This is a genomic window from Robertkochia aurantiaca, assembly GCF_020166495.1.
GTDB lineage: Bacteria > Bacteroidota > Bacteroidia > Flavobacteriales > Flavobacteriaceae > Robertkochia > Robertkochia aurantiaca.
The window spans coordinates 353,009-376,664 of record NZ_JAINZS010000002.1; the positions used below are offsets into that span (position 1 = coordinate 353,009).

Annotated in this window: 21 protein-coding genes; 11 read left to right on the forward strand and 10 right to left on the reverse strand. The window is 46.2% G+C overall.

Annotated elements, in window-relative coordinates:
* Nucleotides 1-156: 156 nt before the first annotated feature.
* Complete coding sequence (locus tag K7R10_RS04020) at nt 157-1,104, forward strand: calcium:cation antiporter (RefSeq protein WP_224483398.1); 948 nt, start codon at nt 157-159, stop codon at nt 1,102-1,104.
* Nucleotides 1,105-1,173: 69 nt separating this feature from the next.
* Nucleotides 1,174-1,626: a YybH family protein gene (locus K7R10_RS04025; protein ID WP_224483399.1), complete on the forward strand. Its 453-nt coding sequence runs from the start codon at nt 1,174-1,176 to the stop codon at nt 1,624-1,626.
* Nucleotides 1,627-1,680: 54 nt separating this feature from the next.
* On the opposite strand, the gene K7R10_RS04030 is transcribed toward K7R10_RS04025, so the two are convergent.
* On the reverse strand, nt 1,681-2,319 hold the full coding sequence (locus tag K7R10_RS04030) for a transglutaminase-like domain-containing protein (RefSeq protein WP_224483400.1): 639 nt from the start codon (nt 2,317-2,319) through the stop codon (nt 1,681-1,683).
* A 139-nt stretch (nt 2,320-2,458) separates the two neighbouring features.
* On the opposite strand from K7R10_RS04030, the gene K7R10_RS04035 reads away from it, so the two are divergent.
* From K7R10_RS04035 to K7R10_RS04050, 4 genes are all read left to right on the forward strand, one after another.
* Nucleotides 2,459-2,749, forward strand: a complete 291-nt coding sequence (locus tag K7R10_RS04035; protein WP_224483401.1) for a hypothetical protein — start codon at nt 2,459-2,461, stop codon at nt 2,747-2,749.
* 131 nt (nt 2,750-2,880) lie between these two features.
* Nucleotides 2,881-3,270 (forward strand): hypothetical protein, encoded by a 390-nt coding sequence (locus tag K7R10_RS04040; RefSeq protein WP_224483402.1) that lies wholly within the window; start codon nt 2,881-2,883, stop codon nt 3,268-3,270.
* Between the two features lie 58 nt (nt 3,271-3,328).
* Nucleotides 3,329-7,663, forward strand: coding sequence for a CusA/CzcA family heavy metal efflux RND transporter (locus K7R10_RS04045; protein ID WP_224483403.1), 4,335 nt, complete (start codon nt 3,329-3,331; stop codon nt 7,661-7,663).
* Nucleotides 7,660-8,796: an efflux RND transporter periplasmic adaptor subunit gene (locus tag K7R10_RS04050; protein ID WP_224483404.1), complete on the forward strand. Its 1,137-nt coding sequence runs from the start codon at nt 7,660-7,662 to the stop codon at nt 8,794-8,796. The genes K7R10_RS04045 and K7R10_RS04050 overlap by 4 nt, the downstream gene beginning before the upstream one ends.
* Nucleotides 8,797-9,304: 508 nt before the next feature.
* Here K7R10_RS04050 and K7R10_RS15270 read toward each other — a convergent pair.
* From K7R10_RS15270 to K7R10_RS04065, 4 genes are all read right to left on the reverse strand, one after another.
* A complete protein-coding gene (locus K7R10_RS15270; RefSeq protein WP_255610451.1) occupies nt 9,305-9,439 on the reverse strand; it encodes a hypothetical protein in 135 nt (44 codons plus the stop codon).
* 115 nt (nt 9,440-9,554) lie between these two features.
* Nucleotides 9,555-10,640, reverse strand: a complete 1,086-nt coding sequence (locus tag K7R10_RS04055) for a Gfo/Idh/MocA family protein (RefSeq protein ID WP_224483405.1) — start codon at nt 10,638-10,640, stop codon at nt 9,555-9,557.
* Between the two features lie 80 nt (nt 10,641-10,720).
* Nucleotides 10,721-12,079, reverse strand: coding sequence for a pyridoxal-phosphate dependent enzyme (locus tag K7R10_RS04060; protein ID WP_224483406.1), 1,359 nt, complete (start codon nt 12,077-12,079; stop codon nt 10,721-10,723).
* A 76-nt stretch (nt 12,080-12,155) separates the two neighbouring features.
* Complete coding sequence (locus K7R10_RS04065) at nt 12,156-13,391, reverse strand: ABC transporter permease (protein WP_224483407.1); 1,236 nt, start codon at nt 13,389-13,391, stop codon at nt 12,156-12,158.
* 3 nt (nt 13,392-13,394) lie between these two features.
* Between K7R10_RS04065 and K7R10_RS04070 the strand changes: the two genes are divergently transcribed.
* Nucleotides 13,395-14,630 carry an exo-beta-N-acetylmuramidase NamZ family protein gene (locus K7R10_RS04070; protein WP_224483408.1) on the forward strand — a complete coding sequence of 412 codons (1,236 nt, stop codon included), beginning with the start codon at nt 13,395-13,397 and terminating at the stop codon, nt 14,628-14,630.
* Here the strand turns inward: K7R10_RS04070 and K7R10_RS04075 are convergent.
* Together K7R10_RS04075 and K7R10_RS04080 are read right to left on the reverse strand one after the other, a co-directional pair.
* Complete coding sequence (locus tag K7R10_RS04075) at nt 14,596-15,465, reverse strand: sterol desaturase family protein (protein WP_224483409.1); 870 nt, start codon at nt 15,463-15,465, stop codon at nt 14,596-14,598. The genes K7R10_RS04070 and K7R10_RS04075 overlap by 35 nt on opposite strands.
* Nucleotides 15,466-15,489: 24 nt before the next feature.
* A complete protein-coding gene (locus tag K7R10_RS04080) occupies nt 15,490-15,984 on the reverse strand; it encodes a YkgJ family cysteine cluster protein (protein ID WP_224483410.1) in 495 nt (164 codons plus the stop codon).
* A gap of 24 nt (nt 15,985-16,008) precedes the next feature.
* Here K7R10_RS04080 and K7R10_RS04085 point away from each other — a divergent pair, with 24 nt between their 5' ends.
* Complete coding sequence (locus K7R10_RS04085; protein WP_224483411.1) at nt 16,009-16,710, forward strand: class I SAM-dependent methyltransferase; 702 nt, start codon at nt 16,009-16,011, stop codon at nt 16,708-16,710.
* A 258-nt stretch (nt 16,711-16,968) separates the two neighbouring features.
* Here K7R10_RS04085 and K7R10_RS04090 read toward each other — a convergent pair whose 3' ends face one another.
* Nucleotides 16,969-17,673, reverse strand: a complete 705-nt coding sequence (locus tag K7R10_RS04090) for a CPBP family intramembrane glutamic endopeptidase (RefSeq protein ID WP_224483412.1) — start codon at nt 17,671-17,673, stop codon at nt 16,969-16,971.
* Between the two features lie 212 nt (nt 17,674-17,885).
* On the opposite strand from K7R10_RS04090, the gene K7R10_RS04095 reads away from it, so the two are divergent.
* Complete coding sequence (locus K7R10_RS04095; protein ID WP_224483413.1) at nt 17,886-18,296, forward strand: helix-turn-helix domain-containing protein; 411 nt, start codon at nt 17,886-17,888, stop codon at nt 18,294-18,296.
* 702 nt (nt 18,297-18,998) lie between these two features.
* On the opposite strand, the gene K7R10_RS04100 is transcribed toward K7R10_RS04095, so the two are convergent.
* Nucleotides 18,999-19,631 (reverse strand): 7-carboxy-7-deazaguanine synthase QueE, encoded by a 633-nt coding sequence (locus tag K7R10_RS04100; RefSeq protein WP_224483414.1) that lies wholly within the window; start codon nt 19,629-19,631, stop codon nt 18,999-19,001.
* 60 nt (nt 19,632-19,691) lie between these two features.
* On the reverse strand, nt 19,692-20,132 hold the full coding sequence (locus K7R10_RS04105; protein WP_224483415.1) for a RidA family protein: 441 nt from the start codon (nt 20,130-20,132) through the stop codon (nt 19,692-19,694).
* 56 nt (nt 20,133-20,188) lie between these two features.
* On the opposite strand from K7R10_RS04105, the gene K7R10_RS04110 reads away from it, so the two are divergent.
* Complete coding sequence (locus K7R10_RS04110; RefSeq protein WP_224483416.1) at nt 20,189-21,700, forward strand: helicase HerA-like domain-containing protein; 1,512 nt, start codon at nt 20,189-20,191, stop codon at nt 21,698-21,700.
* Between the two features lie 119 nt (nt 21,701-21,819).
* A complete protein-coding gene (locus K7R10_RS04115; protein ID WP_224483417.1) occupies nt 21,820-23,631 on the forward strand; it encodes a sodium:solute symporter family protein in 1,812 nt (603 codons plus the stop codon).
* Nucleotides 23,632-23,656 lie beyond the last annotated feature (25 nt).

Sequence of the window (23,656 nt, forward strand, 5' to 3'; positions counted from 1 at the left end):
GACTCCTGCAGTATTTTTCGTACTTTTTAGTCAAACCGGCCAAACATGAAAAAGATTTTTCAATAGTACCTCATCGTGCCTCTTATCGCTATCATCGCGTATTTTGCCGACTTGTTTAACTCGGGTCTGGACGGTTAGATCACTTTGGCTTCGCTGTTGATCATATCCATTCTGGCGGCGGTCTTCCACTCAGAGTTAATCGCTGATAAGGTAGGAGAACCCTTCGGAACCATTATTCTGGCTATTTCTGTGACCGTGATCCAAGTAGCCCTGATTGTTTCGCTAATGATCGCGGGCGGGGATCAGGCCATCACCCTCGCCAGAGATACCGTATTTGCAGCCGTCATGATCCTGCTTACCATTATCGTCGGACTCTGTATCCTGATAAGGGGCTATAAGCATTTTGAACAGACATTTCACGAAAAATCAGTCAATACCGTCCTAGTCAGTCTGGTAGCTATTCTCGTATTATCCCTGATTCTTCCTAACTTTCTGGCAGATCCTGATTCTGCAGACAATACCCCGCATTTGATGTTTATAGCCCTGGTTTGTTTGGTCATCTATGGTACTTTTATTTACGTACAGACTCGTCGTCACCGCAATTACCTCCTTTCAGAGCGAAAAGAAGAACATGATGAAGCACACGTGACTCTGCCTATCTACATAAGTTTATCATTTCTATTGATCAGCCTTGTGATCGTTGTTTTACTGGCAAAAACCATTTCTCCTGCTCTTAAAAAGATCATACTGGAATTAGGACTTCCGCAGGCATTACTCGGTGTGGTTATTGCTGCAGTGATCTTACTACCCGAAGCTATAGCGGCTATCAAAGCCGCCCGAAAAGACGATATCCAGACCAGCCTGAATTTATCTTTGGGTTCCGCTCTTGCCGCCATCGGATTGACCATCTCTTCCGTTGTCATAGTCAGCATGATGTTTGAGATCCACATCGTTTTAGGTCTCACCGGATTGAACTCTTTGCTCTTAGGACTATCTGTCTTTACCGTATTGTTATCGTTGTCTAAGAGAAGAACCAATATTCTCTATGGAGTCATTCTGATCTCCCTTTTTGTGACCTATATCTTTACCATCCTCTATCCTTAAGATCCCTTGTCTGAGCCTCCGAATATCCTTAATAAAATCTATTATATTTTAAATCAAAAACCAATCCTTATGAAAAAGACACTTCTAATCGCAGTATTGCTTTTTGCGTTCTGCCTCATTGCCCAAAATAAAACGGAAAATGTAAGGGAAGCCGTATACCAATCCTGGAGTGGACTTTACGAAGCCTATGCGTCGGGAGATCTTGAAAAAATGCTGTCCTACTACCAGGATGATGTCATTCGAATGGGTACCAACGGCACCATACAAAAGGGGAAAGAACTCTTTCGTAAAAACTGGATGCAGACCTATGAAGAGAATGAAGTGATCATGAATCATTACAGCGAACCCACCATCCTGATGGCCAGCGATCACATCACCACTTACAACACCTATGACGAAACTTTTATCAACAAGGAATCAGGGGAAAGTGAAAGAATTCAAGGCACCTGGATCGCTATCTGGAAACAACAGGATGACGGCTCCTGGAAAGCACGCATGACCACCTGGCATTTGCATAATTAAAGTCATACCCTCGCGGGGAAGGAAAGTTTTCCTGCTAAATTCAAACTTTGGGTGCTATAACACCACCTCGTCACTGTGCTTAAATAACTCATACAGATCCGGGTAATTACTCCGGAAGGTATCAATGATAAAATCGTAAGGGACATCTTCAAAATGTCCGTAATCTTCCAGGTAGGTCATGAACTGTTTCCCCTGCCGGTTATATTGTTGCATGACAGAATCCTTGCTTCCATCAAAATCCAGCACGTCGACATCAAACTTCTCACAGAGCTCCCTGTTGAAAGCAGGAGATGCCTTTACCCATTTCCCATTAACGAAAACATCTGCCATCCCATGTGGAGCCAGTTCATTTTTTCCGAGTTTTTCTATGAGCCGGTCAACCGCTATATGATTTCCGACCTTAGCCAGGTGCAGTCTTGCCGGGATACCCAAAGATCTGAGTCCGGCGACGAATAATATGGCCTTATCGATACAATGCCCTTCCTTTCTTTCAGCCAGGGCTCCCGCCCTGTACGATTCATTTTTAAAATGCAATCGGTAAGGATTATATCGCCAACCGTCTCTCACCCTTAGATAAACCTCCTCCACCTGCTTGTTAACATCGTCATACCCGATACCGGTGGTTAGTTTTCTGACAGCCGGATGATTGTAGTTCAGGAACCAGGTCTCCTCTGTATACTTCTTGTGTTTCATTTCTATTGTGTTCGGCCAACTAAATATATAGGCTTCTTACCTATAATTCCGCATTTATTCAGTTTTAACTTACAAAGTTTAAAATAAATTTGTTCCTTCGCGCTTTTTTCATTATCTATACCCCCAAAATGCCCTAATCATGAAAAATTTATTAACCTGCAAGCCATTCCTGGCCCTGTTTGCTGTATTTGCAATGGCCTGTTCTTCAGATGATGAACTCTTAACTGATTCCGAAAATTCTTCCTGCGACTTTTATCTTTCCAATATGAGTTCGCAATGTACGAATGATGTGTGCACCTACACCATCACCATCGAAAACGAGGGTGCCACTGAACAAGAGCAGATCGAAGTGGATAAGAAAACCTGGGATTACTATTTTCCGAAGGTGGAAGCACAACAAAATAATATTTGCTGGGAAGGGTTGCAATAAAACATCTCTGCCTGTCAAACCTTGACATAGCTTGATGGCCCTGTTTCCCAGCCGATGAATTTCGCCTCTTAATTCCTGCCTTTGCTCCCGGAGGCTATTTTATTATCTATGAGTTTATTACCTTTATAGGGATGTCAAGGTGTATCTCTATATGGCTCGCTGGTATTCTCCTTTTGCAGGGAGCAGGAATAAGTTCGGGCGATCTGTTGCAGATCGAAGAACTTATCGAACATGCCGCCTATCATGCTGAAACCTATGACGATGATCTTTTTGAATTTTTCGCCAAGCATTATGGCTCCCTGGAAGAAGATCACCGGCAGGAACATTCAGACCATGAACAACTTCCGTTAAAACACCAACATTGTTCTCATATCAATTGGATATTTGTAAGGGAATCAGGACTTGAGATACCTCTTCTAACGAAGAGCCCTGCAGCAATCAGAGACAATTTTCACTACGAGAATTCCTACTCCCTTATCAACATCTCCTCCATTTTCCAGCCTCCAAAGGCAGCATGCTAAGCTCATAAAGAATTTCTCACGCCTATCTGGCGATCCATAGTCATTTTTTCTTAGAATCATGCTGACAAGAATTATTGCTTTTAGCTTAAAGAACAAGCTTCTTATATTGCTCTTTACCCTGATACTGATATCGGTGGGAATCTTTTCGGTTTCCCGAATTTCGATCGGAGCAGTTCCCGATGTGACCAATAATCAGGTACAGGTTATCACCACCACCCGAAATCTTTCCACCCAGGAAGTAGAAAAATTTATCACCTACCCCGTCGAACTGGAAATGGCCAATCTGCCCGGGGTGAAAGAGATACGTTCGGTTTCAAAGTTTGGTATCTCCGTTGTTACCATCGTTTTCGAAGATGATATGGGAAGTTATCTTCCACGGCAACTGATCGCAGAAAAGATCAAAAAAGCCGCCGGTAATATCCCCGATGGTTTCGGCACTCCTGAAATGGGACCAATCACCACGGGACTGGGCGAGATCTACCAGTATATACTCGACACCAAACCCGGTTATGAAGACTTGTATTCCCCCACTGAACTGCGAACCATTCAGGACTGGATCGTTAAAAGACAGCTCTCAGGAATTCCCGGCGTGGTAGAGATCAACAGCTGGGGAGGGTATCTCAGGCAATACGAAGTGGCCATCGACACCGACCGACTTAAAGCCATGCAGGTGAGCATCGCCGAGGTAGCAACCGCTCTTGAAAAGAACAATACCACCGCGGGTGGCGGATATATAGAAAAAACCGAGCAGACCTATTTCATCAGGGGTGAAGGGCTGGTTGAGAACCTGGCTGACATAAAAAAAATAGTGGTAAAAAATACAGAAGGCGTTCCTGTACTTATCGAAGATGTGGCAAGTGTGGGTTATGGCCATGCCCCCCGCTATGGTGCCATTACCGCCAATGGTGAAGGTGAAAAAGTACTCGGACAGGTGATGATGCTTAAGAATGCCAATTCAAAAGAGGTCATTGAAGCTGTAAAAAAAAGAGTAAATGAAATCGCCCCCACATTACCCGAGGGTGTTTATATCAATGCATTTCTCGATCGGAGTGAACTGATCGCCAAAACCACCGAAACAATTGCAGAAAACCTGATCCTTGGGTGTCTTATCGTGATCTTCACCGTGGTGATCCTGCTGGGTAATATACGATCCGGGCTGGTGGTTGCCTCTGTGATTCCGCTTTCCCTGCTTTTTGCCCTGAGTATGATGTGGGCCTTCGATATCGATGCCAACCTCATGAGCCTGGGAGCCATCGATTTCGGAATCATTATCGACGGAGCTGTGATCATCGTCGAATATATTGCTTTCACCATGATGAGACGCAAGGAAGAACTGATCAGTGCCGAATCACAAAAGCGAAGGGAACTAAAAGACCGTATCACGAAACAGGGAGCCGTCAAAATGATGAACTCAGCTATCTTCGGTCAGCTGATTATATTGGTGGTATTTATACCCGTATTATCGCTTTCAGGAGTCGAAGGCAAGATGTTTATCCCTATGGCGCTTACCTTCAGCTTCGCCCTGATCGGCGCCATGATCCTATGCCTGACGTATGTGCCGGTGATCTCATCATATATACTCAAACCACAGGAATCAAAGATCTCAGCCATTTCTGAAAAACTCATGCTCTCTGTTAACCGGCTATACAGTCCGGCTTTGAATCTTGCTATTAAACACAAGAACTTTACAATAGGTGCCGCATTTACCCTTCTGATCCTGGCGGGCTTTATCTTTATCAGGATGGGAGGAGAATTCGTTCCTACGCTGGATGAAGGGGACTTTGTCATTCAACCGGTGCTGAAAACGGGAACTTCCCTTGACAAGACCATTGCCACGACCACCAGGATCGAAAAGATCCTGATCGACAGTTTCCCTGAGGTCGAGCAGGTGGTGACCCGCATCGGAGCAGCCGAGGTACCTACCGACCCCATGTCGATGGAAGAAAGCGACGTGATCATCACCCTGAAACCAAAAGAAGAATGGGTTTCGGCAACAACCAAAGACCAGTTGGCCGAACGGTTTAAGAACGCCCTCTCGGTCATACCGGGTATGGGCATTGAATTCACCCAGCCCATTGAAATGCGCTTCAACGAACTGATAACCGGGGTTAGGGCAGATATTGCCATAAAAATTTTTGGTGAAGACCTCAATGTTCTAAGCGGTAAAGCCGCCGAGATCAAAACGCTTATCGACGACATCGAAGGAGCTGCCGATATCACCGTCGAAAAGATCGTCGGGCTGCCACAGATGAAAGTTCGTTTTAAAAGGGATAAAATCGCCAGGTACGGGCTCAACATTAAAGATCTGAATGAAGTGATCGCAATGGGGTTTGCCGGAAAAGCCATGGGTAGTGTTTTTGAAGGAGAAAAAAGATTTGACCTCGTTTTAAGGCTGGAAAAAAACAAGCGACAGGATATAGAAAATATCAGGCAGCTACAAATAGACCTTCCCTCAGGCGGTAAGATACCTCTCAGGGAAGTTGCCGAGATCACCTACGATAAGGGAGCAGCCAAAATATCTAGAGACGAGACCAAGCGCAGAATAGTCGTGGGAGTAAACGTTAGAGGAAGTGACCTTGAGACGGTTGTGAATGAAATTCAGACCCGCGTGCAGAAGAATATCGACCTGCCTCCCGGTTATAACATCACCTACGGCGGACAGTTCGAAAACCTTAAAACAGCCCGTGACCGACTGAAGATCGCACTGCCGGTCGCATTGTTACTGATATTCTTTATGCTGTACTTTGCACTGAAATCGGTAAGGGAGGTACTGCTTATTTATACGGCTATCCCGCTTGCTGCAGTAGGCGGGGTTCTGCTATTGTTCCTCAGAGGTATGCCGTTCAGCATTTCAGCCGGGATCGGTTTCATCGCCCTCTTCGGGATCGCTGTTCTTAACGGTCTGGTCTTGATTGAGCATTACAAAGATCTTTTAAAGGAAAAAGCTGAGGCTACAGAAAACCTTATAAAAAAAGGTACCAAAGACCGCTTACGGGCTGTTTTATTAACCGCCTCGGCGGCAGCCTTCGGCTTTTTACCTATGGCTGTTTCCCAAAGTGCCGGAGCCGAAGTACAACGGCCGCTTGCCACCGTGGTAATCGGGGGACTTGTAACCTCTACCCTGCTAACACTTTTGGTCTTACCTGTGCTTTACAGCAGGTTTGCCCTTAAAAGCACGGTTACAAAACAACAGGCAAGAAAGGGCGTGCTGTCTGTGGCCATACTGTTTTTAACCCTTCCACTGGCTTATGCGCAGCAACCTTCATACAGTCTTGATGAACTTGAAACATTAGCGCTCAGCAACAATTCAGGCATCACTGCAGATTCACTGATAAGCGCCAGAAGCCAGGCATTGAAAGGCAGCGCCTTCCAATTCGATAAAACCTCCCTCTATTACCATTTTGACGAAGCAAATCTGGCGAGAAACAACGAACCTCTGAAGGTATGGGGGGTTCAACAGGATTTCAGGTTTCCTACGATCTATTTTGCCCGAAAAGCGGTTACCGATCACCAGAGTCAGGTCGACAGTCTGGGGTTCGAGCTTCGAAAAAAAGCATTCAGAAGAGAATTGCACAGCGCCTTCCACACCCTGCAATATCTGCTGAACCGACAGGAGATATACCGCGAAACAGATAGTCTTTACAGGGAGTTTGAACGGGCAGCTTTAAGAAGATTTGAATTGGGAGAGACTACCTATCTCGAATCGATTACCGCCACCTCCAAAAGCAAAGAGTTCAATACCATCGTTCAGCAAGGGAAGCAGGAAATCGAAAGCACCTATCAATGGCTCTACGCCCTGGTACAGGTTCCCGATAAATTTAGGGTAAAAAGATTGCCTGCGCAGCCTGTCATGTTAAAGGATCCCGACCTGCAAAGTCATCCCGGCTTTGATCTGCAGGAAGAAAGAGTAGCCCTTAGCCAGGCCCGAAACAGCCTTGAAAAACAACAGCTGCTTCCCGACATAAGCCTGAACTATTTCTCAGGAACCAACAGCACCCTTAATGACCGCCTGTACGGATATCAGCTTGGATTAAAAATTCCCCTGCTTTTCAGCGGGAATGCCTCAAAAATTAAGGCCAGTCGTATCGAAAGAGACATCACTGAAGAGCAGGCGGCAGAATACCGTAAAAACCTGAAAACATACTACCAGAGACTCATGAATGATAAGGTCAGATATGAAGAGGCCCTGAAATACTACAATGAGCAGGGAGCCATGCTGGCAGATCAACTGATACGAACGGCAGAATTAAGCTTTAAGAACGGTGAGATCGATTTCTTTCAGTATATACTGAGCCTGGAAAACGCCAATAAGATCAGGCTCACCTTTCTCGAAAACCTGCAGGGGTACAATCAGACTATTATAAACATCAACTTCTTAATACCGGCACCATGAATAAAACCATCCTGAAATTTCTGATGATCATCCTGCTTTTAGGCGGATGCCAGAAGAAAAAAGAGCCCGAATCTGGGAATAACCAAAGAGAAACCGGCACCATTGTCATAAGTCAGGAACAGTTCAGCACATCGAATATGGCCCTTGGCACCCTTCAGCAAAAAGAATTTCCGGATTTGGTTCATGCGACCGGCAGAATTGATGTTCCGCCTCAGTATCGCGCACGTATCAGCACCTATCACAGCGGTTATGTCGTATCTGCCCCGTTATTGGTGGGAAATACAGTAAAAAAAGGAGATTTTCTCCTTTCAATCGAGAATCCTGAATTCATCGAAATGCAGGAAGAATACCTGAAGGCTCATGAGCAGTTAAAATACCTGAAAGCAGAGTTTGAACGGCAAAAAACGCTTATGGATGAAAAGATCACCTCCCAAAAACGCTTTCTGGAAACCGAAAGCAATTTCCAGTCGATGCTTGCCAGGTACAAAAGCCTGAAAAGTCAGCTTAAGATGCTGAATTTTGATCCGGTCGCAATTGAGAACGGAGAACTATCGTCAAGAACAAGCCTGTATGCGCCCATCTCGGGCACTATAAGCCAGGTTGACATAAGCATCGGAAGCTTCGTTAGCCCGCAACAAACCATCATGGGCATCGTCAACACTGACCATATTCACCTCGAGCTGGAGGTATTCGAAAAAGATGTGGCAGATCTTCGTGCCGGACAGAAGATTCGGTTTACCCTGCCGGAATCGAATACAGACACTCTTGATGCCACTGTCTTCCTGATAGGCAACACTATAGACACCAAAAAGCGAACTGTAATGGTACATGCGCACCTGGAAACCCCTGAAGAGACACCCTTGGCCGTGGGCATGTATGTTGACGCCCAGATCATCACCAACAACAGTATGATGTCGGCCTTACCCAAAGAGGCCGTGATAAGTTCAGGCGATGCCGAATATGTACTGGTAAAGCAGGGTTCTGCGAATGGGGCGCATATCTTTAAAAGGATCGCGGTAAACACCGGTCCTGATCACAAAGGGTACAGAGCGATAAAAGAAAGTGAGAACCTGAAAACAACAGATACCCTTCTCGTAAAGGGAGGGTTTAGCCTGATAACACAGGAAGAATAAGGATGAGAGTTAAAAAAAGCTAACAGATCAGTTTCTGCCTTTCCAACTTTTGAAATAAAGTCTGATAACAAAGACGAGCCAGATCACGAAGATGATCCCGACAACTACAGAATATAACAACACGAAATCTGTCATCAATTGCTTTGCTTAAAATAATTCATAAACCCTAAAATGGTTGGTGCCCATAATCCGACAAAGATTCCGTATAACTTATGACCGGACAGAAAGAGGTATTCTGCGATGACAATAGTTGAAAGGACGACAATGATCATAATAATATTGAGCAGTCCAAAACTCTTAATAAAATCCTTAAACATTAGAAGTATTAACAAATTTTGAATCGGGAAGTTAAGAAAATTTTAAGAAGACTGAAACGGAAGCATCAAAAAAGCTGATAGATATTATAAATCAGGCTTATTGAAAAAATTATAGAACAAAGGCAAGAAAGCACAAAAGCCCGCTTAGCGGAGAACTACTCTGCTGAAAAAATCGCGATGAATGAACTACCCTATGATGCTATCACACCGAAAAGACTGAATAACAACGAGATCACCACCCATGAAAGCACGGCGATCAAAATGAAGACTACAGCTTTCAGAGCGTAGATCAGGATAGGAGATTCGTTGTGTAAAGATTGCCCCATTTTTCCATTGTTTTGAAGTTAACAAACACAGATGTGGGGCTACGCATAAGTATTAAAGAAATATACGACATTTTTTGGTTTAATCCAAGAACAATATCCTTTCATCGAAAAAATTTCACAGTTTAACCCTGACACCATTTTTCCCGGCCGACTCGAATATGGCCTCCACTACCCTGAGGTCTTTCAGGCCTTCCTCTCCCGGTACCCTGACCGCTTTATCATCCAGAATCGCGAGAGCGTCGTGATCCATCTGCCTGGCCTGTTGGTTCCCGCCAAAAGGCTTCAGAATCTTCCCGTCGCTACTCCCTCCGGATACCCCGGTATATGACTGCATCGGACGCAACCAGTAATTGCCCTGCTCGCAATTGACCTCCAGACGGTTGATCGACTCCCCGAATGACGTCTTACACGTTGCCGTGACCCCGCCCGGAAACTCAAGTTCAAAAATCGTGGTTTCATCGACCTCATCAAATATCTCAGGCCTTGTGGTTTCATGCCTGGCGGTTACTGCCACAGGCTCCATACCGGTAGCATAGCGGGCTGCGTTCAAAGGGTATACCCCCATATCATACATGGCACCACCTCCCAGCTCGGGATGCAATTTCCAATGACCACGGTCTGAAGCGCTATTGTAAAAACCTGCCTGGGCTATAAGATCATTAATTTCCCCATAGGGTTTTGAAGCTGCCCATTCGATGATCTTTTGAGTGTTGGGTTCATGCTGCATTCTGTAGCCGATGCTGAGTTTGACCTTATTGCGTTCGCAGGCATCGATGATATCCTGGCATTGCCTGGCATTCATGGCCATTGGTTTTTCGCACCAAACATGTTTCCCTGCATCGGCCGCTATTCGTGAATACTGAGCATGTAAACCATTTGGTAAAACGATATATACGACATCAATGGAACCGTTATCAGCGATGCGGTACATGTTTTCATAGTTATAAACGTTGGTATCGGGAATATTGTACCGCTTTTGCCAGACCGGGATCTTCTCAGGGCTTCCCGTAATGATACCTCGCAATTCGCAATACTGTGTTTGTTGTAAAGCCGGTGCCAGCAGATCGGTACTGTAATAGCCCAGACCGGCAAGAGCCACTCCAAGCTTTCTTTGGGGAACGAAAGCCCCGGAAGGGAATGGCAGCAGGCTGCTTGCTGCGATCAGTCCCGATTGCCTTATAAAATTTCTCCTTGAGTTCATAACCTGTTGTGTTTCACAGTAAGTTACTGAAAACCAAATCATGTACCCAAAAAAAATCCCCTCAACTTGAGGGGATCTGATCAGATCGAACTGATGATATCGTGTTTGGTGATTATACGGTAATTATGCTCTCCCAGATCGATGAGTACTGCCTTGTTCTCCCGATTGATCATACGGGCCACCTCATCGACCGAGGTCGTTCGGCTTACCACCGGAAAGGGCGGACTCATGATCTCCCGGATTGGAAGGTCGGCCACATCTTTATTCTCAATATATGCCTTAAACAATACCGATTCATCCAGCGATCCGGCAAATCCTTTGCTGTCAAGCACAGGGATCTGTGAAATATTATATTTCTTCATCCTTTCGATGGCATGTGAAACCAGTTCTTCCGTTCTGGCCGTGATCAGTTCCAGGTCGTGCTTTTCCACCAGGTCTGCAGCCGTTTTCATTTCCTCTTCCTCCAGGAAACCGCGATCGCGCATCCAGTCGTCGTTGAACATCTTCCCAACATAGCGTGTGCCTGAATCATGGAATAGTACCACAACGGTCTGACCCGGCTTGAAATGTTCTTTTAACTGCAGAACACCCTTGATGGCAGAACCTGCCGAATTCCCTACGAATATACCTTCCTCCTTGGCCAGCTTTCGGGTGTAAATTGCTCCGTCTTTATCTGTGACTTTGGTAAAACCGTCAATCACATCGAAGTCGACATTAGCCGGTAGTATATCCTCCCCGATTCCTTCTGTGATATACGGGTAAATCTCGTTATGATCGAATTCGCCGGTTTCGTGATATTTCTTGAATACTGAACCGTAGGTATCTATCCCCCAAATCTTGATGTTCGGGTTCTTTTCCTTGAGATATTTCCCCACACCTGAAATGGTTCCTCCGGTTCCAACTCCCACTACAAAATGATCGATCTTCCCGTCTGTCTGTTCCCAGATCTCAGGCCCGGTTTGCTCATAATGTGCAATCGCATTCGATTTGTTGTCATATTGATTGACATACCATGAATTAGGTATCTCCTCAGCCAGTCGTCGTGAAACTGAATAGTATGATTTCGGGTCATCAGGCTCAACATTAGTAGGGCACACCACTACTTCAGCTCCAACAGCCCTTAGAATATCGATCTTTTCCTTTGATTGTTTATCACTGATCACACAGATCAGTTTATAGCCCTTTACAATAGCAGCCAGGGCCAAACCCATACCGGTATTCCCACTGGTTCCCTCTATGATGGTTCCGCCCGGCTTCAACCTTCCGTCGGCCTCTGCATCTTCCACCATTTTTACTGCCATACGGTCTTTTACCGAATTCCCCGGGTTAAAGGTTTCCACTTTAGCCAGCACCAAAGCATCTATATCACGGGTTAATTTATTCAATTTAACAAGGGGTGTATTCCCTATGGTCTCTAATATGTTCTCAGCGTATTTCATAGTAGCTTAATCTGGCTGCAAAGATACGGTTTCATTCATGAAATCTTCTATGAAAGTACTCAGCCTTAACCACTGACTACTCGAAACGGATGGAACGGGCCGGAGATATTCTGGTGATGATGTATGAAGGTATGAGCAGCATCAGCAGGCACAACAGTAAGGTACCGGCGTTGAGCAGTAAGATATGTGTCAGGTTGATATGCACCGGTGCGGTCGACACATAATAGGTTTCCGGATCCAGGGGAATAAACCCGAAAAACTTCTGAGCAAAAAGCACACCCAGTCCGATGAGATTACCCCAGAGAAGACCAATTCCGATCAGGTAGGCGGCATTGTATAAAAACACCTTTCGAATACTCCAGTTACTCGTTCCGAGTGCCTTCAGGATACCGATCATCTGCGTACGCTCCAAAATTAGCACCAGCAGGGCGGTGATCATGTTGATCCCCCCTACAATGATCATAATCCCGATGATAATGGCAATATTAAAATCGAATAATGACAGCCATTCAAAAATGGTGTAGAACTTGTTCTTTATGGTTTGCGAGTCCAGGGTGGAAAGCGTTGCTCCATAGATCTCCCGGCCTTTTTCTTCCAGTTCATCGAAATCATCAATAAATACCTCAAAGGAACCGATCTGATCATCATCCCAACGATTCATGCGTTGAATATGCCTGAGATCGACGAACATATAATTCGAATCAAAATCCTGAAATCCACTATCGTAAATACCGGTTACGGTGAATTTGATCTGGTTGGGAATAGCACCTTCATCTTCCTTGAGGAAAAAGGCCCAGAATTCATCTCCCACTTCGAACTTTAAACGGTTTGCCAGGTACCGGGAGATAAGTGCCTCTTCATTGCGTTTCTGAGTATAGTCAGGCAGCCGGCCGGCGACCAGGTAGTCCTTGAAAACATCCCAGTTATAATCTGCACCCACACCTTTTGCAATCACCCCTTCAAAAGTTTCAGCTGTTCTGATAATCCCACCCTTCGAAGCCACCGCCTGTACATGGCTTATGCCTTCTACAGATTGGAACTCCGGATAGAAGTCCTGATTAAGAGATATGGGATTTATCGAGACTTCAGAAGTGTTGTTGTCATAATTATATATCTGGATATGACCGTTGAAGGCCGCGATCTTTTCGCGTATTTTAAGTTGCAATCCGGTACCGGTGGCTATGGCGATCATCATCATCACGATACCAATAGCAATGGCCGCAATTGCTATTTTTATAATTGGGGCCGAAATACTACTTTTATGCTCCTCACCTTTGATGAGCCTCTTTGCGATAAAATATTCTAAATTCAACGTATGATCTCCTTATTTCAGTTCAAAAATACATTTTTATTGTTGTTATTCTTAGGAATCACCTGCAGCAACCAAAAAGTTGAACAGAAAGTTTCTGCTGAAACAACTGCCACTGAACAGATTATTACCGGTGCCAACCGCACCGAGGCCTACCTCCCCTATCTCAAAGACAAGAAAGTGGCTGTGGTAGCGAATCAGACCTCTGTGATCTTCAGGGCAGACCATACTGACACCTCCCCTTCCTATACGCACCTGGTAGACTCCCTGCTTAGTCTTGATATTGCCGTTCAAAAGGTTTTTGCTCCCGAACATGGTTTCAGGGGAAGAGCTGATGCCGGTGAGAAGGTGGCTGACGGAAAGGATGCTCAAACCGGACTTCCCATCGTTTCTCTCTACGGAAAGAACCGCAAACCATCGGCAGAACAACTGCAAGGAGTCGATCTGATCGTCTTTGACATACAGGATGTGGGGGTTCGCTTTTACACCTACATTTCCACCCTCCATTATGTGATGGAAGCTGCTTCTGAGCATCAGATCCCGGTCCTGGTACTTGACAGGCCGAATCCGAACGGAAATTATGTCGACGGGCCCACTCTCGAACCTGAGCATCAGAGCTTCCTGGGCATGCATCCTATTCCCCTTGTACATGGGATGACGATCGGGGAGTACGCGCAGATGATCAATGGTGAAAAGTGGCTGGAGAATGGCAAACAGGCTGAGCTGCGTGTGATCGGTCTTAAAAACTATAACAGGAACATGGCCTATCACCTGCCAATACGCCCTTCGCCGAATCTGCCTAATGACCAGTCGATAGCCTTATACCCCAGTCTCGGGCTTTTCGAGGGTACGACCATCAATGCCGGAAGGGGCACAGAGTATCAGTTTCAACGATACGGCGCTCCGGAGCTTGACAGCACATTTTTTGAATTCAACTATGTACCGGAGCCAAATTTCGGGGCGAAACACCCGAAGCATGAAGGGAAATTATGTTACGGAGAAGACCTGAGTAATGTTGCTGTCCCGAACGAGGTAGATCTGAGCTGGATCATCAGAGCCTACAACCATTCAGGAGATAAGGAAAATTTCTTTAGAACGGCTTCTTTCACCAAACATGCCGGAACAGCAGAACTGCAAAAACAGATCGAATCGGGAATGAGTGCAGAAGAGATCAGCAAAGGCTGGGAAGCCGGAGTTTCAGAATTTCTTAAGAAACGGTCTGCTTATTTGCTGTATCAGTAGTGCCTTCAAACTTGGCTCCCTCAGGAGCGCGGTATCTTCCGAAGGGTAATTTCAAAAGGATGGCGATCTTCGAGTTTGAATCCACATCAGGATAAGTATCCACTCCATATACCAGCTCTTCGTTCCTGATGGTGGAGAAAGTACCGAAAAGCCGGTCCCAAATCGAAAAGATATTACCGTAATTGGTATCTGTATATGGAAGCACATAATGATGATGCACCTTATGCATATCTGGTGATACGATCAGATAACTGATTAAGGTATCGACCTTCTTGGGTAACACTATGTTCGCGTGATTGAACTGTGAGAGTACCACAGACAACGACTGGTATAAAAGAATGATCCCGACAGGGGCTCCCAGCACGAAAACGCCCAGGGTGGTAAAAATAAACCGAATGACGCTTTCCCCGGGATGGTGACGGTTTGCTGTAGTCGTATCTACATGGTTATCGGTGTGGTGAATCAAATGGAACATCCACAGCGGTTTGATCTTGTGCTGCACCCAGTGAGCCAGCCAGGCACCGATCAGATCGAGCAGCATGACCCCGAGAATAACGGTTGCCCATAAAGGCAGATCAAGCCATTGCAACAAACCAAAATCATTTCTCACGGTCCAGTCGCTGGTCTTCAGCAAAATGAATGCCAGCATAAAGTTGATCACTATGGTGGTCAGGGTGAAAAATATATTCGGCCAGGCATGCCTGAACTTTTTATAGTCGAACTTAAACAAGGGTACCGCATATTCAAGCAGCCAGAAGAAGGTGATTCCCGATACCAGGATCAGGCTCCTGTGAGATGAGGGAATGGTCTCAAAGTATTCGATGATCGTTTCCATAGGCGAAATATAACTATTTTCTCTTTATACCGGAAGTCGCTTTTTCATCTCCTCCACGATATTAAAGGCTGCCGGACAAATGGCTGTATTCTTCACAGTAAGATTCCCGATCTGGTAGATCTTTTTGCGGTCGGTGTGCGGGTATTCGCGGCAGGCTTTCGGCCGTACCTCATAGATCAGACACTTATTGTCTGCGCCAAGGAATTCGCAGGGCACCTGCTGCAGCACATAATCGTTGTCCTCATCGATTCGCAGATAGGTGTCTGTGAACTGTTGTGGTTTCATCTTTAAGAATTTCGAGATCCTCACAATATCTGTATCGGTGAAAAGCGGGCCGGTGGTCTTGCAGCAATTGGCGCAATCCAGACAATCGGTTCGTGAGAACTCTTCCTCATGAAGTTCCTGCATGATATAATCCAGTTGCCTGGGTGGCTTCTTTTTAAGCCTGCGGAAGAACTTCCTGTTCTCATTATATTTATCTTTGGCTAGTTGCGGCAGCTGCTCCAATCGTTTTTCCATAATGCAAAAATACAACAGAAAATTATGAAGTCAGATCCAATGGGCCATGCCATGCTTGATGCTTTCCACGGAAGGCAGGAAGAACCATTGTTAACCTCCACATCTATTTCAGAGGAAGATGAGTTTCCGATGGAATTCTTATTTAGGGAATACGATGAAATGCCCCTGATAGAACAAAAGGCTTTAGACCTGAGTCGCGGAAGTGTTCTTGATGCAGGCTGCGGCGCCGGAAGCCATGCCTTATACCTTCAGAACAAAAGAGGTCTGGAAGTAACTGCCATCGACACCAGCGAGGCTGCTATTAGCGTGGCCAGGGCCAGGGGAGTGAAAAATGCAAGGCAGGGAGATGTTTTTGAAGACACCGGCACATACGATACCTTGCTGATGCTGATGAACGGCACCGGACTTTTGCATTCCATGAACAAGGCCGGGGAACGCCTGAAAAAACTCAGCAGGCTGCTGGCTCCCGGAGGGCAGATACTGATCGACTCATCTGATCTCATCTATATGTACGATGAAGATGATGATGGCGGGAAATGGGTTCCCTCTGACCGGTATTACGGAGAACTGGACTACACCCTGCAATACAAAGATGAGATACTGGAAACCTCCTGGCTATACCTGGATTTCGGCCGGTTGACAGATCTCTGCAGCTCGGCAGGTCTTACATGCGAACTCATCACCGAAGGAGAACATTACGACTATCTCGCCCGGATTATGAGGTGAAAAGGGTTAGGCAGTTATGCAGTTATACGGTTATGCGGTTATACAGCTTTGTCACACTGCCCCGAAGTATCGGGACTGTCGAAGTGGGACTCTCGAAAGTTTTAAAAAAATCAGGGACGCAGGGATGCCGCATTTTTTAGACAAAATTTTCAGCATAATAAGCTGCCCCCCCATCACTAAAATCATCCATTTCACCACCTCACCATCTCACCACTTCACCATCTCACTACCTGACCACCTGACCATCTGACCACCTGACTACCAGACCGTTTTATGACCCATGACCCTACCACCCCCTGCGAAATTCTTCACCAGCAAGAACCCAAACAGTGGAACCAACAGGCTCTGATAAAGAAAGCTCAAAATACTCCACAAACTTCCCAGACTGTTTTCAGTCGTCGTGATCAGAAGCTGCTCTCCCAACGGACCTTGAGAAAATATGGTAATAGTCACCAGATTCCAGCCAAAATGCAGTCCGATAGGTAAGAGCAAAGAACCGGTTCTGTAATACGCATAACCAAAAAGCAATCCGCCTGTACCTGTAAGCACAAAGACAGAAATCATTCGGGAAACATCACCGATCACCTCATATGAAAACCAATGCCATATTCCGAAAACGATCGCTGATAAAATTATGGCCTTATAGGGCCCCAGGTATCTTATACCCAGGTACAGGAGTACTCCACGAAACATCACCTCTTCCATGAGAACCGATCTCAGGGTCCACCAGGCGCCATTTAGAAAATCGACTGCACCATAGTTTTCATTTAAAATCACATCGGCCTGCAACAGTGCAACAATTCCCGAAAAGTAGACTGCCGCCATAAATGCAAAAAGCAAAAACCCCTTTAGAAACTGCAGCCCGGTCTGAAGGTCTGGTATCAATCCTAAAACCTTAAGGTTATTACCTGTAAGGCGTAGTACCACCCATGAAATAAGAAGCATGATCGTTATAAAGAGCATATCAAATAGTTTTGAGTCTACAAAAGTACTTGATCATTGCCTGGGAACCACCGCTGTATAGGAGTGTAACGAATATGCCATTTTAGGTGACACCCTTCAGGCCATTGCATAATCAGCTGTCTTTCTGCCTGGTATTAAAATGTTATTTTTGGCGTCCGGCGGTAAAATGTCGTAAGAGTGACGTATGAAAAAGGCAACAAAACCAACTACAAATGAAGATCGATAAAGAAAAACTGGCAGAAACTATCAAAGACCGAAGAGAAAAGATCGGCTATACTCAGACTGAACTTTCCAATGAAACCGGTATCAGCCTCAGATCCATCCAAAGAATTGAAAAGGGGGAGGTTCTTCCCCGTCCTTTCACCATTCGCGCCTTACAAGAAACTCTCAACTTTTCTGATAACGACCTGAGAAAGAAAACTCAGCAGCCCGAAGTAAAACCGGCAAATCAGGCGAAAAAGATCATTCTTTCAGCTGCTTCGGTCCCCATATTTTTGCTGCTGGCATTTGCTTTTTTAATCCAATCTTCGGGTTTTCCTGAAACCGCTTTTGAAGGCAGTCTTTTCTGGGCCGCGGTGGTCTTCTTTATCGCATTGCTACAATGGTTTATCTGGAGAAAGTAAATACTTAGGTGATGCGGTTATACGGTTATGCAGTTATGCGGCTCTTGTCATACTGCCCCGAAGTATCGGGACTGTCGAAGTGGACTTAACGAATCACTCAATTTCAGGGATGCAGGGATGCAGGGATGCAGAGATACGGTTATGCAGTTATACGGCTCTTGTCACACTGAGCTTGTCGAAGTGGACTTAACGAAACTCCCAATTTCAGGGATACAGGGATGCGGTTAAACGGTTATGCAGTTATGCGGTTATACAGTTATACAGCTTTGTCACACTGCCCCGAAGTATCGGGACTGTCGAAGTGGACTTAACGAAACTCCCAATTTCAGGGATACAGAGATGCAGGGATACAGTTATGCGGTTATACGGTTATGCAGGGATACGGCTCTTGTCACACTGCCCCGAAGTATCGGGACTGTCGAAGTGGACTTAACGAAACACTCAATTTCAGGGATGCAGGGACACAGGGATACGGTTAAACGGTTATGCAGTTATGCGGCTCTTGTCACACTGCCCCGAAGTATCGGGACTGTCGAAGTGGGACTCTCGAAAGTTTTAAAAAAATCAGAGACGCAGGGATGCCGCATTTTTTAGACAAAATTTTCAGCGTAAGCCAGCCCCATCATCAAAAGTGTCCACTTCACCACTTCACCATCTCACTACCTGACCACCTGACCACCTGACCACCTGACCACCTGACCACTAAGGAATATTCAGATACTTATGTGTCTGCAACGACACTTTCCATTTCGGGTTTTTCATCACGTAGTCGACGATCTCGGGGATCATTTTATCCCTGCGGCTCCATTCAGGCTGCATATAAAGTATGCAGTCATTATTAACCTTGGCCGCTTGTTCTTCAGCGAATTTGAAATCGTGCTGGTTATAGATGATCACTTTCAGTTCGTGAGCTTTCTGGTAGATCTCCTCTTTGGGAAGTTTGATCTTTTTGGGTGAAAGGCAGATCCAGTCCCACTGTCCGCTTAACGGATAGGCACCCGAGGTTTCGATATGAATTTTGAGCCCCCTCTCCTTCAGCTTAGCCGTAAGATAATCCATACTCCAGGTGAGCGGCTCTCCTCCGGTGATCACGATGGTATCTGAATATCGGGCTGCATTATCAACGATCTGATCGACCGCGGTGGGTGGGTGGGTGGCGGCATTCCAGCTTTCCTTCACATCACACCAGTGACATCCCACGTCACAACCGCCTATTCGTATAAAATAGGCAGCGGTTCCTTTATGAAAGCCTTCTCCCTGTATGGTATAGAACTCTTCCATCAAAGGCAGCATTTCGCCCTTATCAACCAGTGTCATGATCTCTTTTTCACTCATGCGGCAAAGATAAGTAAGTTCCCTGCACTCCCCTAGCGGGAAACCGATAAATCAATCCTGTCACTTTACCGCGATCACCTCGATCTCAATAGCTGCACCGGCGGCCAGCCCTGCCGCTGCGAAAGTAGTTCTGGCGGGTTTATTGGTAAAATATTCGGTATAAACCTCGTTGAAAGCTGCAAAATCATTTATGTCAGCAAGGATCACCGTAGCCTTTACCACCCGGTCTAATCCCATATCATGCTGATCCAGCACCTCTTTGATGTTTTCGATCGCCTGACGGGTCTGTGCCTGTATCCCCCCATCGACAAGCGTTCTGGTATCATGATCCATTCCTATCTGTCCGGCCAGAAACAGAAGATTCCCGGCTTCAACCACATCGCTATAGGGGGCATCAGCCTTTTTGGGTTCATGGGAACCGTGGAAAATGAGCGTTTCCTGGGCATGGATCCCGGAAAACAAAAAGCAGGAAAACAGGAGAACTAGTGTGTTCAATTTCATAATTTTCAGATTTACAGTTAGCTAAAATTACTTTATTTTTAAAGAAATTACGCATTATGGATCAAAAGTCAGATTTCCTGCATCAGATCGATCAGGGCTACAATTTCAAGGGCGACTCCCTGGTCGTGGGAGCACCCATATTCGGGAATGAAGTAATGACCGGTCATCATATCAGTATTCCGCTGGAAACCATGAACCGCCACGGACTCATCTCAGGTGCCACGGGAACAGGTAAAACCAAATCGCTGCAGGTACTGGCCGAAGGTTTATCGCAAAAGGGAGTACCAGTGCTCTTGATGGATCTGAAAGGAGATCTCAGCGGACTGGCCGCGGCAGGCAACCCTCACCCAAAGATCGATGAAAGACAGGAAAAGATCGGACTCACATGGGAATCGCGATCGTTCCCGGTCGAGTTGATGAGCCTGTCTGAACAGGAAGGCGTACGGCTCAGAGCTACGGTTTCGGAATTCGGACCAATACTGCTTTCCCGCATTCTGGACCTGAATGACACCCAGCAGGGAATCGTGGCCGTGATATTCAAATACTGTGATGACCATAAAATGCCATTGCTGGACCTCAATGACTTTAAAAAGATCCTGCGATATGCCACAGAGGAGGGAAAAGAAGCGTTCGAACAGGCCTACGGCCGGGTATCTACAGCTTCCACCGGGGCTATTCTGAGGAAGATCATCGAATTGGAACAACAGGGTGCTGATCGTTTTTTTGGAGAACGATCGTTCGAAGTGAAAGATCTCGTTCGCAAAACCCCGGAAGGAGAGGGCTATATCAATATTATCAGGCTTGATGACATACAGGACCGTCCCAAATTGTTCTCCACATTCATGCTCAGTCTCCTTGCAGAGGTTTATAATACATTTCCTGAGCTGGGTGATCCCGACAAACCCGAGTTGGTACTCTTCATAGATGAGGCCCATCTCATCTTTGACCAGGCATCTGAGGCTTTGCTCGATCAGCTCGAAAGTATGGTTAAACTGATAAGGTCTAAAGGAATCGGACTGTTCTTTATCACCCAGGATCCTACAGATATCCCCGAGAGCGTGCTCTCTCAACTGGGGCTCAAAGTGCAACACGCCTTAAGGGCCTTTACTGCCAAAGACCGAAAGAAGATAAAAATGACCGCCCAGAACTACCCGCTTTCAGACTTTTACGATACCGCTGAAGTCCTGACTAATCTCGGAATAGGAGAAGCTCTGGTAACAGCCCTCGATGAAAAAGGGAGGCCCACCCCCCTCTCTGCAACCATGATGCGGGCACCACAGAGCCGAATGGATATTCTTTCAGCAAAGGAGATCGAACAGGTACACCGCTCATCGGTTCTTACCTCAAAATACGAGGAAGATATAGATCGTGAAAGTGCTTATGAAATACTGAGCCGCAAGATCGAGGAGGCCCGGGAAGACGAGCAGATGGAACAGGCAAAAAAGGAACGGGAAAAACTTTCAGGTCGCACCAGAAGATCAACCCGGCAGAACCCGGTACTGAAAGTACTTACCAGCGCTGCCTTTATAAGGGGTGTCATGGGCATACTTAACAAAGCCATGCGGTAAGCTGAAACTAAGAACCAATCGCTGAGCCCTTCCGGAAAATTCCCAAAAAATACTATCTTCACCGGCCATAAACCTGCTTATACCGGTCACAATACCGGTCGCAAACAACCTACGCTGTCATGGTATACCTGAACACCCTGGATTATTTCCTGATATTCGGCCTTTTTGCGGTCATTCTCATCGTCGGTCTTTATTTTTCGAAGAAATCAGGAAAGAGCTCGTCAGAATACTTTCTTTCAGGACGTAGTATGCCCTGGTGGCTCCTGGGTTTATCAATGGTCGCAACCACCTTTTCGACCGACACCCCTAACCTGGTAACAGATATTGTAAGAAGCAACGGGGTTTCAGGAAACTGGGTTTGGTGGGCCTTTCTTATAACCGGCTTACTCACCGTATTTATCTATGCCAAACTATGGCGAAAGTCTGAGGTGACCACCGATATCGAATTCTATGAACTGCGTTACGGAGGAAAGCCAGCAGCCTTCCTCAGAGGGTTCAGAGCGGTATATCTCGGGGTATTTTTCAACATACTGGCAATGGCAGGCGTAACGCTGGCAGCCATAAAGATCGGACAGGTAATGCTGGGGGTTTCTCCCATTACCGTAGTTGCCGTAGCCGGAACCATCACCATGATCTTCAGTGCCTTCGGAGGTTTTAAAGGTGTGGTCTATACCGATTTTCTGCTGTTCTTCATAGCGATGACCGGCACTATCGGGGCAGCCTATTACTGCGTGAATCTGCCGGAAGTGGGTGGTCTGGAAAAGCTGTTACAGCATGAAGCCGTAAGCACCAGACTAAGTCTGATACCCGACCTGAATGATACAGAGGCCGTAATGGCTCTTCTGGTGATCCCCCTAGCCGTACAATGGTGGAGTTCCTGGTATCCCGGAGCTGAACCAGGCGGAGGAGGTTATATCGCCCAACGGATGCTCGCTGCCAAAAATGAAAATCATGCCATCGGTGCTACCTTTTTCTTTAACATCATGCACTATGCGCTGAGACCATGGCCATGGATACTGGTGGCTCTCGCCTCTCTGGTGGTCTACCCTGATATCGCCAGCCTGCAGGAAGCCTTTCCCAATGTGGCAGAAGATAAACTCGGACAGGACCTGGCCTATTCAGCCATGCTCACCAAACTGCCCGGCGGGTTGTTAGGCCTGGTGATGGCTTCTTTGGCTGCTGCCTACATTTCGACCATATCGACCCATCTCAACTGGGGTTCTTCATATATCGTGAACGATTTCTATAAACAACAGGTAAATCCTGAAGCAAGTGAGAAACAATTGGTCAATGTGGGGAGAATATCCACGATTACCCTTATGGTTTGCAGTGCCCTGGTGGCTCTCGCCCTTACCAATGCCAAGCAGTTATTCGATTATATCCTGATGTTCGGAGCCGGAACCGGACTCATATTCATATTGAGATGGTTCTGGTGGCGTATTAATGCCTGGAGTGAAATAGCCGCCATGTTCTCCTCAGGAATCGTATCCATTCTTCTGAACATTCCGGCCATCGACCTCCTGCTCTTCGGACCGGAAGGCCTGTTACCCCCATGGGCAAAATTCCCGCTTATTGTTCTGGTAACTACCATCATCTGGCTGTCGGTCACCTTTTTGACTCCGCCCGAAAAAACGGAAACACTCTTTAGATTTTACAAAAAGACCCAACCCGGCGGACCCGGCTGGAAAAAGATCCTTGAAAAAGCCAGATTAAAAGACATACAGCTGCATCAGTTAAATGAAAAGTGGAGTGTTCCTGCCGGTATTCTGGCTATGCTCTGGGGCTGTGCCCTGATTTACAGCAGTCTGTTTGCCACCGGTTACTGGATCTATGGCGAATCACTAAAGGCTGTGTTGGCAACATTCACGGCAGTGGTCTCAGCCTTTATGCTGAAAAGGTTGTGGAGCCGTATCAGTGTAAAGGTATTATGACATTAACAAGCCTTTCGTGAAATAA